A 16,175-nucleotide genomic window follows, 5' to 3' on the forward strand; every position below is an offset into this window, starting at 1 on the left:
TTAAGTGTTACTTGGTGGCAAGTATATGATGCGATTTCTAGTTGTCTGTTTGTTGATGCTTTGCAGCATGCCTGCGTTTGCATCTATTACTGACTATGTCGTCAAACAGTGGAACATCCAAAATGGCTTGCCATCGCAATCATTAAAAAGTATTGCTCAAGATGAGCAAGGCTATATGTGGCTGGGTACTCAGTTTGGCTTAAGCCGCTTTGATGGTAATACGTTCACTAACTTCAATACGCAAAACAGCGACTTCCTGCCAAGTAATGGTATCAATAAATTACTAGTCGATAGCACAGGGTTACTTTGGGTTGGTACCAAGAATGGTTTAGTAACACTTGATCCTAAAACCATGATGTCGCAAACCTTTAACGTTAAAGGTCCGGTGCGCGATATTCTCGAAGATTCCAAAGGCAGTATCTGGATTGCAGCGAATGGCCTTTATTATGTTGCTCGAAATCAAGTCACACTCAATCAAAACTCCGCGTTAATTGTACCGGTCTCGAATGCCACTGCTATTACGCAAATTGTGGGTTCGGTGAGTCAAATGGCATTGTCGCCAGAAGGCATTTGGCTGGTTAATGAGCGTCACTTATTGCGTTTAACTAATACCTCTTCTGATTTTGCGAAATTACGATTAGAGCTGACTGCCAAGGTTTCACTACCTGAACGATTAGCGCAAACCATTATTCATGACATGGCGTGGCTTGAAGGTAACTTGTATCTTGCCTCAGAGCTTGGTGCCTACTTTCTTGATTTAGATGACGAGCTGCGTCCATTCCCATTGCCAAATGCCAGTAACTCTGCCGTTTATAAGTTTATGAGCGACTCCGATGGCGCGCTATGGATCTCTACTTATGGACGCTTATTATTCCGTAATAATTCAGGAGATTGGCAATGGGTTGAACCTAGCCAGCTCGATCAAAGCATTTGGTTTGCCGATATTTTCCGTGACAATCAAAATAACATTTGGCTGGCAAGCTTCAGTGAAGGCTTATGGCTTGCTCACGAAGGGCGTATTGAACGTCACTCAGCTATCTCAAATATGACCGAAGCGGTGATGGCGATTAGCCAGGCACCTGATGGCAAATTATGGGTGGCTAACCGTAGCGGTGTTGGCTACTTCGACTACAACAAGAATTTTGTAAATCAAATTCCGAGTAATCAGTTTGGTCGAGCAGCAGTGCACGACTTACAATTTGATGGTGATCGTTTGTACATCGCAACAGGCCGCGGTGTGTTTTATTACGAAAACCAAAACCTGTATACGGTGCCTGGGCGAGCGCTGCGCGATAACCCAGTATTTGCAATAAGCCGTTCTAGCAAAGGTGGATTTTGGCTCGGTACTGGCCGCGGTATGTACCGCTTAAGTTATGGTGGTTTAACACCTTTTGCATACAATGCCTTCTTAAGCAGCAAATTTATTACTTATGTTCATGATGAGCAGAATTTTGGCTTAATAGGTACCAGTAAAGGAGCTTATTACTTTACCGACCGCGGGATTGAAAAAATTGGCGACCAAACTAGTTTAGAAAGTGCTTACGTCACCAGTATTTTGAATATCGAAGGAGTGGGAATATTAATTGGTTCACTTAACGATGGCTTATTTTATCGCAGTACCAAAGGCCAGTGGCGTCAGTTAGATGCCACCGATGGTCTACCGTATGGCTCTATTTTCAGTCTAGTTTACGACAAGCAATTAAAACGTATTTGGGTCAGTACTATGAAAGGCGTATACCGTATGCCTGTAGAGCAGTTTGGTACTGATATCGAAAGTTTAAAAGTAGAACAAGTGATCTCATCGTTTGACCGTCAACTTGATGGTAAAGCCAGTCAATGTTGTGCTGGCCTTGGCCATGATGCTGTAGCAGACACAGGCAACTCTATTTGGTACCCAAGTCTGCAAGGTGTGGTAGAAATACCAAAGAGCGTTGAGCTGTTTGGTGTACAAGCACTTAAGCCTCGCATTGAAAGCTTGATCACGCCGCTTCGTCATTTAAGTACCGCAACTTTAGGTAATAAGCCTGAGCTACAAATTGATGAACGCGATGTAACGTTAAAATATACCGCGATTGATTATTATGCCCCTTCAAGTATCGAGTTCCGTTACCGTTTAAGTGGCTTAGACAGTGACTGGCGTTATGCCAATACTCGTCGTGAGGCAATCTATACCAACTTACCGCCGGGGTCGTTTTTGTTCCAACTTGAAGCAAAGCGTCGTGGTGAAGATTGGCAAAAAGCACGTCGTACCGAGTACAGCTTTGTAGTGCCGCGTCGTTTTGATGAGACTATTTATTTTAGACTCTTGATCACCAGCAGCTTTATTTTACTGTTCTACCTCGTGTTTTGGGTATTTAGAGCGCAAGAGAAACGTAAGCAATTAGCCCTTGAAAGCTTAGTAACAGAACGTACCGTAGAGCTTCGAGAAGCTAACGATAAGCTTAACCAAGTGAACTCACAGCTTAAGCTAGTTAGTCACTCAGATGAGCTTACAGGCTTACGTAGCCGTCGCTTCTTGTTTGATCAGCTCCCTAAAGATATCGAACACTTCCAGCGTAACTCACAGTCATTGCAAGCGCAGGGTAAGTCGCTAGTGCTATTAATAATAAACTTTGATAACTTCAGCCGCATTAATGATGCGTATGGCCCACTTGCAGGCGATAGCTGTTTACAGCAAATGGCGACTTTGTTGAATAGCCGTACTCAAGGTTCTGACTATGTTGCGCGTTGGAGTGGTGACGAGTTTTTACTCTTACTACGTGATTTCAAACGCACAGCAATAGACAATTATGTGGCCGATTTATGTGAAGCAATTGCAGCAAACCCATTTAGATTACCGAATGGGCAGTCGACCACTATCACTGCGTCGATTGGTTGGTCTTTTTATCCGTTACCTTTACTGGGTGGCCAAGTTATTGGTTGGGAAACCTCAGTTAACCTTGCCGATATCGCACTGCATCAAGTTAAAAAGCGCGGTGGCGATGGTGTAGCAAACATTACCTTTGATGAGCAATTAGATGCCTTTGAGTTCGAGCAAAGCAACAATGTTGATCAGCAGCTCAGCGCACTGCAAGCCAATGGTTTAGCCGATATTAAAATTTGGATGCGTTAATACTCTCTAAACCAAGTGAGCAGATATAAAAATGCCTTATCTAGAGCTAGATAAGGCATTGGAGGCCAACAGAGGCGTTCGTTACCTAAACACCTTTTGATGGTTAGTGATTAAGCCAAGCTGGTAAAATAGCCACAGACTCTGGGGCGGTAAAGGAGTAGCTCACCGTTGCTGCAATGTCACCGCTAGGGCTATTTAAAATATTATCAAAGCGCATAACTAGGCCATTAGATTTTTCGGCAACATATAAATCATTACCCGTATACATAATATCGACAGGGTTACCTAATTGGCTTGCAGGACCTGCGATATTTACACTTACATTGGTTAAACCACTGGCCATAGCGGCACTATTAATCACATAAATTTTCCCGTCGGTGGCATCGGCTGCAGAACCAACATCAGAAACTATTAGTGAGTCACTTAATGGGTCGTAATCAATACCATGAATATTGGTTGGTGCAGCAAATGCAGTGCCGCCCGATGCAGGGGTAATTAAACGATCTTCACCTGTAATGGTTGTCATACCTGACATCCACTTGCTTTTCACTTCATCAAAAACAGCAATAGTGCCATTGGTAAGTGCAACAAATGCTCTGTCAGTTGATGGATCATAGTCTACATCCCAAGGGCGTGCACTAGCACTGGGTGTTAGGGTCATTAATGGGCTTACATCACCTGTTGCGCAGCTAGAGAAAATGAGAACACCAGGCGTTGTTGCATTAAATTCAGCAACAAAAATCATGCCTATATCTGAAGCTATATCAATACCTTTTGGTGAGATAATACCAGTACTTGCTCCCATGATTGTTCTGTCTTGGTTGGTTGCGTAACTTTCGCCGTTACGCTGTGTTGCAACCTTGTTTGAAATAACGATACCACCCATCGATGTAACTGCATCATCAAATGTTGCGTAGCTAGTGCCAGACTTATCAAAAGCCACACTTTCAATTGTTTGATTTGCATTATACGTTGCCAGTTCGGCTGTTAAAGGTGCGTTTAAACGACTAATTTGACCTGTTGTCGGACCTACTGTTCCTGGGTTACTACTAACAGCTACACCGAGCAGGGGCATGTTAACCATAATACTATCAGAGCTATCTTGCATATTATTATGCATAACGGTTTCTGTTATTGATTCAGGTTTTGTTGTTGGCGTGATGAGATCTGGTGATACATCACCACTTTCGCCTGCAAATATATTACTAAATACTAAAACTGCATCATTTGATTTTTCAGCCACACGCAAGTCGCTGCCAGTAAGACTTATATCCACAGGGTTACCGAGCATAGACATTGGGCCTGCTATATGACGGTCAACCGCTACCATACCATCTGCTTGAGCAGCATTTGAAATTACAAAGAGTGCACCATCTGTTGCATCAGATGCACTACCTACATCAGACAGCACAAGCTTGTTACTAGTCATATCTAAAGCAATACCATGAATATTGACTGAGATTTTTGTACCAGTTTCATCACTTGGTGTAATGGTTCGAGTTGGTGTTGCAGCAAAACCACCCATTACATAACTGTCGTAAACAGCAACATCACCATTAGTTAGTGCGACGTAAAGACGATCATTATTTTCATCGTACGTAAGATCCCATGGTGTTGCATCAGTTACCGTTGTTGCTAATGGTGCTACATCGCCTGCAGCTTCTTTACCAAATACAGTTACTTGCATAGCATTGAAATCAGCAATAAAAACAAGACCATATTTATTAGAGATATGTATGCCCTTCGGATTTACAAGTGTGGTGTTTGTGCCAGTTAATGTACGATCAATATTATTGGTGTACATGCCATCTGCACGGTTTAACACTTGGCATACGGTACTCAGTGCTCCATTTCCAGAATCAGCAGCTTGCACTAAATTACCTAAGCTATCGAAAACAACACCTTCATTAGCACCAGTATTAAATGTTGTGAGTTTAGCGGCATTTTGATCAATGAGGTTGATAGTGCCCGCATTATCAGAGCCATTGTTCGCTAATATAAATGTTGCTGATGCAAAGCCAGGAGCGCCATCGTTGCCATTCATACCATCAGCGCCATTTTGACCGTCAGCGCCATTTTGGCCATCGACACCATTAGTACCGTCTTGCCCTGCTGCACCTTGAGCTCCCATAGCACCATCTTTACCATCATCTCCATCACACCCTGTAATACCCAGCATCACAGCAAGAGCAATGGCAGAAAACATGACCTTAGATAGTTTTGAATTAGCGAGTTGTTGATCTTTAATAGCTTTACTTTTAATCGTATTCATTTGTCTATACCTTTTAAATATTCCATCAAATGTGAACAAACAAACTGTATTGTTTAACGACAAAATACGTGCTCACGAGTTAACCTCAATGAATAAACGGCTAGCTAAAGATATTGGATGCAAGAAAATAGAAAATAGGTAAGTTATTTTTTATGTGTATGGTTTTAAATAATAAAAAAGGAGCCATGAGGCTCCTTTTTAATGAATTGCGTATAGTTTTTAAGCCATGAACTCTTTAATGCGAGTTAAGATCCCATTGGCATCTAGGCCCATCTCAGCGTGCATTTCATCTTGTGTGCCATGCTTAATGAACTCATCTGGAATACCTAAATTTAAGATAGTCACATCGGCTTTGATTGCAGCCAAATATTCATTCACAGCAGAACCAGCACCGCCTGCAATGGCATTGTCTTCTAAAGTAACAATGACATCATGGCTGCTAAGTAACTCATTAATAGTTTCAGTATCAAGAGGTTTGATAAAGCGCATATCAATCACTGTTGCATTTAGCTCATCTGCGGCTACTTTGGCGCTCTCTAACAGCGTACCGAACGACAAGATGGCCACTTTACTACCTTGTTTGATACTACGCGCTTTACCGATTTCAATCGCACTCATTGTTGATTCAACATCACAATTGCCGGCACTACCACGTGGGTAACGAACAGCAACAGGTTGATTGCATTGGTAGCCAGTGTAAAGCATTTGGCGGCACTCTTTAGTGTCGCTTGGCGCCATAATAATCATATTAGGAATACAGCGCATAAAACTTAAGTCATAGGCGCCTTGGTGAGTTTCACCATCAGCACCAACAATACCTGCACGGTCAATAGCGAATAAAACAGGTAAGTTTTGTAATGCTACATCGTGGATAAGTTGATCGTAAGCGCGTTGTAAAAAGCTTGAATAAATAGCAACAACAGGCTTCAACCCTTCACAAGCGAGGCCTGCTGCAAGCGTTACAGCATGTTGTTCAGCAATCGCCACATCAAAGTATTGCGCAGGATACTCTTTTGAAAAACGCACCATGCCTGAACCTTCACGCATCGCAGGGGTAATTGCCATTAGCTTGTCGTCTTGGGCTGCCATATCGCATAACCAGTCACCAAACACATTTGAGAATGTGGCAGCACCCGGTTTTGATTTTGGTAATTTCGACATGCTCGGATCAAATTTTGGTACACCGTGGTAGCCAATTGGATCCGCTTCAGCAGGCTTATAACCTTTACCTTTTTGCGTTTTAATATGTAGTAACTGTGGGCCTTTAAGGTTACGCATATTACGTAAGGTATCAACCAACATATTTACATCATGACCATCAATTGGGCCGATGTAATTTAGGCCTAACTCTTCAAAGAACGTACCCGGAATGACCATTCCTTTTAGGTGCTCTTCCATGCGGCTAGCAAGTTCTTTCACAGGCGGTAAACCAGAAAGGAGCTTTTTACTGCCTTCACGAATATTGGTGTAGAAGCTACCAGATAAAATTCGGGCAAAGTGGTTATTGAGTGCCCCCACGTTTTCTGAAATCGACATTTCATTGTCGTTTAAGATAATTAACACGTTAGGGTTAACATCACCCATGTGGTTCATTGCTTCAAATGCCATACCAGCAGTGATCGCACCATCGCCAATAACGGCAACGGTTTTACGATCTTTACCTTCTTTTTCTGCAGCAATGGCCATACCTAAGGCTGCTGAAATTGAGGTGCTCGAATGACCAACACTGAAAGTATCGTATGGGCTTTCTTCACGGAATGGGAATGGGTGCAAACCGTCTTTTTGACGAATAGTATGCATTTGGTCACGACGACCCGTTAAGATTTTATGCGGGTATGCTTGATGACCCACATCCCAAACTAAACGATCTTCAGGAGTGTTATAAACATAATGCAGTGCAACTGTTAACTCAACAGTGCCTAAACCTGATGCTAGATGACCACTACTTTGCGAAACTGAGTTAAGTAGGTATTCGCGTAACTCTTTACTAAACGCAGGTAACTTGTCTTGCGCTAAATCACGCAGTTGTGCTGGTTCGTCAACCAAACTTAATAATGGATACTTGCTACTATCAAGTGTCATGATTTTTTATACATCCTTCGCTAACCAGAGTGCATTATAGCCCATTGCCGCTCCGATTTTTTAGTTATTTTGTCTTTCTTTTTAGGTATTAATAATTGCGTTCAACAATATAGCTTGCAAGACTCGCCAATTCGCTGGTGTCGTAATCAATAGCCTCAAGAGCTTGATGGGCTTGAGCCAGCAAATCTTGTGCTTTTTGCTTTGCGCCTGCCATCCCTAATAAAGCAGGGTAGGTTGCTTTGTTTGCAGCAACATCGGAACCCTGTGGCTTACCTAATGTTTCAGTATCAGCTTCTACATCAAGGATATCGTCTTGTACCTGAAAGGCCAGCCCAATTGCTTGACCGAATAGGTTTAATTGCGCGAGTGTATGTTCATCACAGCTTTTTGCACTCAATGCACCGAGTGTAATTGCACAATTAAGCAAGGCACCCGTTTTTAGCTGATGAATGCGCTCTAGCTGAGCAACTGTAATTTCTTTATCGGTCGCTTCAATATCCAGTGCTTGCCCACCTACCATACCTTCAATACCTGAGGCTTTGCTTAATGAGGCAATCATTTTTACTTGCTGGCTCGCAGAAACAGCAAATTGATGATTGGCAATTAAATCAAATGCCAGTGTTTGTAAGGCATCACCTGCGAGTATGGCTTGTGCTTCGCCATAGACAATATGACAGGTAGGGCGGCCACGTCTTAAGTCATCATCATCCATTGCTGGTAAGTCATCATGAACTAAAGAATAGCTATGAATACACTCAATAGCGGCGGCAAGAATATCAAGATCGGCCTTGTCCGCGCCCATCATCCGGCCCGTTGCATATACAAGGTAAGGACGTAAGCGTTTACCACCATTTAGAACACCGTAGTGGGTGGCTTCTTTGATGTTTTTTTCGGTTTTAAGTGGCTGTTCAAAATAGCGATTTAAATGTGCTTCAACGTCTTCACGAGCGCGTTGTAATTGTTCTTTTAATTGCACTTAATTAGTCCAAGTTTGAATCAAAATTGCTAAGAGGCGCTTGGCTATCGTTACCCATTAAAATGGCAACTTTTTGTTCGGCTTGTTGTAACTTACCAGACGAAGCGTTTGCTAGCGCAATGCCGCGTTCAAATTGTTTTAGTGATTGTTCCAGTGACAATTCACCTTGCTCCATTTGTGCAACAATTTGAGATAATTCATCCAGTGCTTCTTCAAAGCTTAAGTTTTCTGGTTTCTTTGTTGCCATTGTGGCCTCGATAGCTGTTAGAAAGTGAGGCCAATTTTAGGGGGAATGCTAAACTAGGTCAAAGAATGATGTGTTTTTTTACGCATAATTCATTTTTAGTATGCTATTTTTACGATTTTAAATACAGCTTAAACTTGTAGCTTAAAAATCTTACATTAAAATAAAATTAATTCATTTAATGATTTAAGTATTTCAACTGCTTGCCGATAAGCAGTTAATAATAAAAATTTGATACTTGAGTGTATCGTGTAATTGTTCCTCTGGAGGGGTATGTGGATTTAGCAACCATAATAGGTATTCTTGGTGCCATAGGCTTAATTGCTATGTCGATGGTGTTAAGTAGTGATGGCCAAGTTGCAATGTTTTACAACACGCCTTCGGTGGTCATTGTATTTGGTGGTTCGATTTTTATTGTATTATCAAATTTCACCATGGGGCAATTTTTGGGCATAGGTAAAGTGGCAGCAAAAGCTTTTATGTTCAAAATCGAATCTCCGGAAGAATTAATTGAAAAAGCAGTAGAATTAGCTGATTCAGCACGTAAAGGTGGCTTCTTAGCATTAGAAGAAGCTGAAATCCCCAACGGTTTTATGCGTAAAGGGGTCGATATGTTAGTGGATGGTCATGATGCTGATGTCGTTCGCGCCACGCTGCAAAAAGATATTTCTCTTACTGCTAACCGTCATGAACTCGGTGCTGGTTTATTCAAATCACTTGCCGATATTGCTCCTGCAATGGGTATGATCGGTACGCTAATCGGTCTGGTTGCTATGTTATCAAACATGGATGACCCAAAGGCAATCGGCCCAGCAATGGCAGTTGCCCTTTTAACAACTCTCTATGGTGCTTTCTTAGCAAACGTTGTTGCTATTCCAATTCAGGTAAAACTAGAACTGCGTAAAGACGAAGAAGCCCTTAATCAACGCTTAATTCTTGACGCGGTGCTAGGTATTCAAGACGGTCAGAACCCGAAAGTAATTGAAGGTATTTTGAAAAACTACTTAGCCGAATCAAAACGTAAAGTTGATACCGAGGAGTAGAGCATGTCAGATGAAGAGTGCAAATGTCCACCACCGGGTTTACCCGCCTGGATGGGAACCTTCGCAGATTTAATGTCATTATTAATGTGCTTCTTTGTACTCTTGCTTGCTTTCTCAGAAATGGACGTACTGAAGTTTAAGCAAATTGCCGGCTCCATGAAGTTTGCTTTTGGTGTACAAAATAAAATTGAAGTAAAAGATATTCCAAAGGGAACCTCGGTCATTGCCATGGAGTTCACTCCGGGTAAACCTGAACCTACTCCTATTGAAACGATTCAACAACAAACCGTAGAAATGACGCAACAAATGCTTGAGTTTCAGGCTGGCGACGAAAGCTCTGCCGGGGGGCGTCAAGAACAGCGCGGTAATAAACGTGGTGGTGAATCGCAAAGTACGGCTCAGCAACAAGCTTTAGAACAGTCAATTTCTGCAGCTGATCAAGAACAAACCAATGAACTTGTGAAGAAAATTGCCCAGCAACTAGAACAGCAAATTATGGATGGGGCAATTGAGCTTGAGTCATTAGGTCAGCAAATTATTATTCGCATTCGTGAGAATGGTTCATTCCCATCAGGTAGTGCTTTTTTACAGCCAAAGTTTAAACCTATTATTCGTGATATTGCTACGCTGTTAAAAGATGTGCCGGGTGAAATAACCGTGTCAGGTCACACTGATGACTTCCAAGTATCGAATGAGCTTTATACTAATAATTGGGATTTATCATCAAAACGTGCGGTGGCAGTTGCCAGTGAAATGGAAAAAGCGCCAGGGTTTGATAAGTCCCGTATGATGGTAGTCGGCCACGCAGAAACCAGGCCTCTAGTACCAAATGTAACCGATGAAGATCGTAAGCGAAATCGCCGTGTTGAAATCTCTATTATGCAAGGTAAAGCACACGAATCTGAACCTATTGATGTAAGGCAGTAAATCAATTAAAGTTAAGCCTCATTAACAAATGTAATAGAGAATAAAAATGAAAAAAGTTGATAAATATAGCTACATGCCTGGTAATGGTAGTGGCGACGATGATGGTAAAACAGATTAAGGTTAGTTAATTTTGCCTGATTGGTTTGTATATGCCATCTCAATTTTGAATAATAGCTGGGTGTTCATTCTGAGCCCTGCTATTTTCGTTTTCTACCTCCGCAAAGATTGGCAGGCATTCCACTTTACCGTAATAACAGCATGTTTCTTTTTATACGGTACCTTAATTCATAGCGGCTTACGTGAATTTGATGACATTTATATTTGGCGCTATGTCGTTTGGGCTTTTAATGATATTGCTTGGATGGCAATCATTGCTTACTTAGGTATTAAAGATAAAGTCTACTTATGGCAAAGTGTTTTAGGGCAGTTGGTTGTGATAATGGCGCCTATTTTGCAACTGTTCCGTTTAGTTGACCGCCACCTTTGGGATTTGTCTTACAGCACTTACATGTATAAGACCCTGCTACCGCTAATCAATATTGGTACTGTGGTCGTATGTTACCTACCACTTATCTATCTTTTTACTCGACGAAGCCAGCAAGCTTAAGGCGTTTCTTCGTTAAAAATCCTGTGCTAGACTACTGTTTATAAAAACAGTATTTAGTGTTGCGTTATGAAACTTTACATTGCCGAAAAACCATCCTTGGCACGAGCCATTGCAGATGCTCTACCAAAACCACAAAAAAAACATGATGGTTATATAGAGCTTGGTAATGGAGATTGTGTCTCTTGGTGTATTGGTCATTTACTTGAGCAAGCAGAGCCCGATGATTACGATGCAAGTTTTAAAAAATGGCGATTTGAGCATTTACCTATCGTGCCAGAACAATGGCAATTAATACCTAAAGCAAAAACACGCAAACAACTTACTGTACTAAAAAAGCTCATTAAGCAGGCAAGTACAATAATTCATGCCGGCGACCCTGATCGTGAAGGTCAGTTATTGGTTGATGAAGTGATCGAACAGGTTAAACTTAGCCAAGCCAAAAAACAGCAAATTCAACGACTCTTGATCAGCGACTTAAACTTAAGTGCAGTTAAAAAAGCACTAAATAATTTGAAATCGAACCGCGATTTTATTCCTTTGAGCGTGTCTGCCTTAGCTCGATCACGTGCCGATTGGTTATTTGGCATGAATTTAACTCGAGCCTATACGCTTGCTGGGCAAAAAGCTGGATTTGGCAATGTGCTATCTGTTGGGCGTGTTCAAACGCCTATTTTAGGTTTAGTCGTTAATCGTGATAATGAAATCGCTAATTTTGTAGCAAAACCTTTTTACGAAGTTTTAGCGCACCTTGAAACTCAGCAGCAGCAAACATTTGTTGCAAAGTGGCAACCCAGTAAAGCATGTGAACCTTATCAAGATGAAGAAGGGCGAGTATTGCATAGGGGGCTTGCTGAAAATGTTGTGTCACGTATAACTAATCAACCAGCTAAAGTGGTTGAGCTTGAGCAAAAGCAAAAAAAACAACAGGCACCGCTACCTTATAATTTATCCGCTTTACAGATTGATGCGGCAAAGGCGTTTTCAATGCCTGCACAAAAAGTGCTAGATACCTGCCAAAACTTGTATGAGCGTCATAAGTTAATTACGTACCCTCGTTCAGATAATCGCTATTTACCAAAAGATCATCATAAAGATGCCGCGAGTATTATTGCCGCCATCGCTAATAATGAAGGTCAAGCAATTGAAGCTTGTAAGCAAGCTGATACCAGTAAGCGGAGTAAATGTTTTAATGACAGCAAAGTGGCAGCTCACCACGCTATTGTTCCTACCGAAAAACAACTTCGCTCAGCGTCCTTAAATAGTGATGAACAAAAAATCTATCGCTTGATCTGTCGTCATTATTTAATCCAATTTTATCCAGACTATCTATTTAACGAAACCAAAATAACGGTTGAAATTGCGGGTGGGCTTTTTAAAGCAGCAGCTAAGCAAGATGTTAGCTTAGGCTTTAAAATATTAATGGGCAAAACAGAGTTAAAAGATGAGCAAACCTTACCACCACTTGAAAAAGGTCAACAGCTGCATTGCAATCAAGGTGAAGTAGTAGACAAAATGACGACACCGCCAGCGCATTTTACTGATGCGACCTTATTAAGTGCCATGACAGGCATCAGTCGGTATGTGAAAGACCCAGAAATTAAAAAGATCCTTAAGGAAACAGATGGTCTTGGTACTGAAGCTACGCGAGCCGGTATTCTTGAGCTTTTATTTAAACGCCGTTTTTTAGAACGTCAGGGTAAAAACATTCTGGCTACCGCAACAGGTAAAGCACTCATAAGTACATTACCAGAACAGCTTGCTAGCCCTGACTTAACAGCTAAGTGGGAAGCATCGTTAGGTAATATCGCTGAACAGCATATGAGTTATCAGCAATTTTTAACACCATTGTTGGAAGAGTTACATGCTTTAGTTGAGCAAGCCAAGCAATGCGATAGCCAAGTCTTTGCCCAGTTACCAAAAACGCCGCAAAAGCGACGTTTTAAAAGGAAGGCTAAGCCCAGAGCTAACTCAGCCTAAACTACTTTTTGTTGAATAGGGCAACCGCGGCGTTACTCATTGCTGTAATTCCAGTAGGAAGTGCTTTTTTGTAATCAGGTGCAAACTTACTTGAGTGTAAAGAAGGTAATGTTGCGCCAGATTGCATTGCTGAGTCATATTGACTCGGTTCAACACCGCCTAACCAAAACAAAGTAATCGGCACATTTTGTTCTGTACGGCCATAAAGGCCAAAGTCTTCACCGGCCATGACTGCTTCAGTTTCAAGTACATTGTCTTCACCAATAGCGTTAGCAATTGCTGAACGCACTACATTGGTTTGTGCAGGATTGTTATAAGTTGAAGGAATTGACTCATCTTCATGCACATAGACTTCTGGTGCTAAGCTTTCGTCAAGCCCAGCACTTAATGCGATGCCTTTAGTAATTCGTTTAATTGCCGCGATTTGTTGTAAACGAACTTCAGGGTTATAGCTACGTAATGTAAGTTGTAGTTTTACTTCATCTGAAATGACATTGTGTTTAGAGCCTCCATGAATTGAGCCAACGGTGATCACTGACGGCTCGAGTGGTGACAATTCGCGACTAGTAATAGTTTGCAGTGCTAATACAATACGTGAAGCAATCACAACTGGGTCTATTGTTGTGTGTGGGTAGGCACCGTGACCGCCTTTGCCCTTTACTGTAATATCAACAGAGTCAACACTTGCCATTGTATATTCAGTTTTCATGCTAACTTTACCAGCAGGAACACTTGCACTTACATGCAAACCAATAACATGATCTGGAGTAGGGTACTTAGTGAAAAGCCCTTCTTTAAGCATTGCTTTTGCACCACCGCCAACTTCCTCTGCAGGTTGTGCGACCATCATTAACGTACCTTGCCACTGATCTTTATGTGTCATTAACTGTTGTGCTGTGCCAATAAATGAACTCATGTGAATATCATGACCACAACCATGCATTACGCCAACTGTTGCACCAGCATCATTTGTTACAGTCACTTTAGAGGCGTAAGGTTTTCCTGTTTGCTCAACAATTGGTAGTCCATCAGTATCAGTGCGGATCATTACTGTAGGGCCATCACCGTTTTCATAAATACCAACAACGCCATAACCACCTACATTATCTGTAACAGTAAAGCCCAGTTGTTTTAATTGCTTTGCAAGCTTTTGGCCCGTTTCTTTTTCGTGGTATGACAACTCAGGAGATTGATGTAAATCTAAATAAAGCTTTTCAATCTTAGGCATAGTTTTTTTGAGATTTAAATCGAGCGTTGTTGCTTGTGCGAATGGACTAAGAAGTAATAAAGCTGCAGAAATAGCAGATAATTTCATAATGACCTCGACCTGTGGGACTTGTAATTGTTATGTTTGCCACTATATAAAAACCTAAATACTTATATAGTGCAATCAATCAAATGAATAATATGATAAACCTTACCCCACAAAATTTGCAGCAAGCATTGGGTGAAACGTCAGCTGAAAAGCTAGTGCTACTTACTTTTTACTCTGCGCAAAACCCAGAGTGCCATCAGCAAGCTGCAATTTTAGAGAAAATAGCAAATGAGTATGGTGAGCATTTATTAGTAGCGACATTAGATTGCGATGTTGAGCAAGCTCTTGCAGGGCAACTTGCGCAGCAAATTGGTTTACAAGCATTACCAACGCTTGTGATGTTAAAAGATTCAGCACCTGTCGATATGTTACCGGGTGCTCAAACAGAGCAGCAAATTCGCGATGCGCTAGCTAAACATTTACCAGCTCAACACGAGTTATTATTAGAGCAAGCTAAGCAAGCGTTAATTAATCAAGATCTAAATAATGCCTTTAACTATGCAAAGCAGGCTTATGAACTTGATCCAAATCACACACGTGTAAAGTTAGTTTTAGCTGATATCTGTATTCAAATTCATAAATTAGAAGATGCACAAGCATTATTAGATTCGGTTGCAGAAAACGAACGTGATGCGTATTTCACAAATATTCAAGCAAAATGTGAACAAGCATTAGCTGCCACTGATTCGCCAGAGATAAAAGCACTGCAGGATAAAGTTGAAAAATACCCAAATGATTTAGAGATAAAAGTAGAACTAAGTAATGCTCTTAATAGCGCGGGTCGTAAAGAAGAAGCACTAGAGATGTTATTTAATGTACTTAAAAAAGATCTTAACTACGCAGATGCAAAACCAACCTATCTAGAAATTATCGCTTCTTTACCTGATGGCGATGCCTTGGCATCTAAGTATCGTCGTAAGTTATATAGTATCTTGTACTAATTCAGAGTTGATTGATAAAAGCGCCATTAAAAATAGTGGCGCTTTTTTTATTTAAAAACTTGCGTATTACCTAATTTCGATAATACTTAAGATCCTCTCGAGAAAAGTTGGCTGTATTTTGTACAGTGAACTGTGTTTTTTACTGCCTTTAGCTTGTTTTTTGCGCGAAAGGTAAGTTTTTAGTAGTTTTCTACAAAAAGTGCTTGCGTTAATTCTTCGCATCCCTATAATGCGCATCCACTGACACGGCGGGCAGCAATGAAAAGCGCTGAACAAAGTGACACAGAGTTAAGTAAAACTTCGGTTTAAAACGGTCTAAAAAGAAAGTTTAAAATTAAGTGTTGACTCGAAAAATTAAGGATGTATTATACGCATCCCTAGCGACAGCGTCGCAACGTTCTTTAACAATATAAAGCAATCATCTGTGTGGGCACTCGTACAGGTTGAGTTCTAACAGCGAAGCTTAGTTTACTAAGTTACGCAAACAAATTTAGAGTCTCAAATGTAACTGAGTGACTTCATAGTCAATTCGATTTCTCTTTATTTATAGAGAGTAATCAAAATTCAGAATTCATTGAGCATGGTTTGAAGTTTACTTCAAATAAAAAACTTTTAATTGAAGAGTTTGATCATGGCTCAGATTGAACGCTGGCGGCAGGCCTAACACATGCAAGTCGAG

General features: G+C 41.2%; 11 protein-coding genes and 1 rRNA gene. 7 read left to right on the forward strand and 5 right to left on the reverse strand.

Going from position 1 to position 16,175, the window contains the following annotated elements; genetic code table 11:
* Window positions 1-25: 25 nt before the first annotated feature.
* Entirely contained in the window at window positions 26-3,112 is a 3,087-nt protein-coding gene (locus ISP07_RS08685; protein ID WP_138600412.1) for a ligand-binding sensor domain-containing diguanylate cyclase, read from the forward strand.
* A 103-nt stretch (window positions 3,113-3,215) separates the two neighbouring features.
* Here ISP07_RS08685 and ISP07_RS08690 read toward each other — a convergent pair whose 3' ends face one another.
* The 4 genes from ISP07_RS08690 to xseB form a co-directional block, all read right to left on the reverse strand.
* Complete coding sequence (locus ISP07_RS08690; protein ID WP_420706837.1) at window positions 3,216-5,318, reverse strand: hypothetical protein; 2,103 nt, start codon at window positions 5,316-5,318, stop codon at window positions 3,216-3,218.
* Between the two features lie 285 nt (window positions 5,319-5,603).
* Window positions 5,604-7,466 (reverse strand): 1-deoxy-D-xylulose-5-phosphate synthase, encoded by a 1,863-nt coding sequence (dxs, locus tag ISP07_RS08695; protein ID WP_209327384.1) that lies wholly within the window; start codon window positions 7,464-7,466, stop codon window positions 5,604-5,606.
* An 88-nt stretch (window positions 7,467-7,554) separates the two neighbouring features.
* On the reverse strand, window positions 7,555-8,442 hold the full coding sequence (gene ispA / locus ISP07_RS08700) for a (2E,6E)-farnesyl diphosphate synthase (RefSeq protein ID WP_209327385.1): 888 nt from the start codon (window positions 8,440-8,442) through the stop codon (window positions 7,555-7,557).
* A 4-nt stretch (window positions 8,443-8,446) separates the two neighbouring features.
* Complete coding sequence (xseB, locus tag ISP07_RS08705) at window positions 8,447-8,689, reverse strand: exodeoxyribonuclease VII small subunit (protein WP_054552565.1); 243 nt, start codon at window positions 8,687-8,689, stop codon at window positions 8,447-8,449.
* A 272-nt stretch (window positions 8,690-8,961) separates the two neighbouring features.
* Here xseB and pomA point away from each other — a divergent pair, with 272 nt between their 5' ends.
* The 4 genes from pomA (at window position 8,962) to ISP07_RS08725 (ending at window position 13,240) form a co-directional block, all read left to right on the forward strand.
* Window positions 8,962-9,729 carry a flagellar motor protein PomA gene (gene pomA / locus ISP07_RS08710; RefSeq protein WP_054552564.1) on the forward strand — a complete coding sequence of 256 codons (768 nt, stop codon included), beginning with the start codon at window positions 8,962-8,964 and terminating at the stop codon, window positions 9,727-9,729.
* Between the two features lie 3 nt (window positions 9,730-9,732).
* Complete coding sequence (locus tag ISP07_RS08715; protein ID WP_054552563.1) at window positions 9,733-10,656, forward strand: flagellar motor protein MotB; 924 nt, start codon at window positions 9,733-9,735, stop codon at window positions 10,654-10,656.
* A gap of 130 nt (window positions 10,657-10,786) precedes the next feature.
* A complete protein-coding gene (locus ISP07_RS08720) occupies window positions 10,787-11,263 on the forward strand; it encodes a hypothetical protein (protein ID WP_209327386.1) in 477 nt (158 codons plus the stop codon).
* 66 nt (window positions 11,264-11,329) lie between these two features.
* Complete coding sequence (locus ISP07_RS08725) at window positions 11,330-13,240, forward strand: DNA topoisomerase III (protein WP_209327387.1); 1,911 nt, start codon at window positions 11,330-11,332, stop codon at window positions 13,238-13,240.
* A gap of 1 nt (window position 13,241) precedes the next feature.
* On the opposite strand, the gene ISP07_RS08730 is transcribed toward ISP07_RS08725, so the two are convergent.
* On the reverse strand, window positions 13,242-14,555 hold the full coding sequence (locus ISP07_RS08730; RefSeq protein WP_209327388.1) for a M20 metallopeptidase family protein: 1,314 nt from the start codon (window positions 14,553-14,555) through the stop codon (window positions 13,242-13,244).
* A gap of 83 nt (window positions 14,556-14,638) precedes the next feature.
* On the opposite strand from ISP07_RS08730, the gene ISP07_RS08735 reads away from it, so the two are divergent.
* A complete protein-coding gene (locus ISP07_RS08735) occupies window positions 14,639-15,496 on the forward strand; it encodes a tetratricopeptide repeat protein (protein WP_138615828.1) in 858 nt (285 codons plus the stop codon).
* A 613-nt stretch (window positions 15,497-16,109) separates the two neighbouring features.
* Window positions 16,110-16,175: ribosomal RNA gene (locus tag ISP07_RS08740) — 16S ribosomal RNA — on the forward strand; the annotation flags it as partial.

The sequence above is a fragment of the Pseudoalteromonas sp. PA2MD11 genome (assembly GCF_017808125.1).
Lineage (GTDB): Bacteria > Pseudomonadota > Gammaproteobacteria > Enterobacterales > Alteromonadaceae > Pseudoalteromonas > Pseudoalteromonas simplex.

What these genes read in the sequence shown, in the direction of transcription:
- ISP07_RS08685 (WP_138600412.1), top strand. Translation starts at nt 26, where the DNA reads ATGATGCGATTTCTAGTTGTCTGTTTGTTGATGCTTTGCAGCATGCCT.
- ISP07_RS08690 (WP_420706837.1), bottom strand. Translation starts at nt 5,318, where the DNA reads ATGTTTTCTGCCATTGCTCTTGCTGTGATGCTGGGTATTACAGGGTGT.
- dxs (WP_209327384.1), bottom strand. Translation starts at nt 7,466, where the DNA reads ATGACACTTGATAGTAGCAAGTATCCATTATTAAGTTTGGTTGACGAA.
- xseB (WP_054552565.1), bottom strand. Translation starts at nt 8,689, where the DNA reads ATGGCAACAAAGAAACCAGAAAACTTAAGCTTTGAAGAAGCACTGGAT.
- ISP07_RS08715 (WP_054552563.1), top strand. Translation starts at nt 9,733, where the DNA reads ATGTCAGATGAAGAGTGCAAATGTCCACCACCGGGTTTACCCGCCTGG.
- ISP07_RS08725 (WP_209327387.1), top strand. Translation starts at nt 11,330, where the DNA reads ATGAAACTTTACATTGCCGAAAAACCATCCTTGGCACGAGCCATTGCA.
- ISP07_RS08730 (WP_209327388.1), bottom strand. Translation starts at nt 14,555, where the DNA reads ATGAAATTATCTGCTATTTCTGCAGCTTTATTACTTCTTAGTCCATTC.
- ISP07_RS08735 (WP_138615828.1), top strand. Translation starts at nt 14,639, where the DNA reads ATGAATAATATGATAAACCTTACCCCACAAAATTTGCAGCAAGCATTG.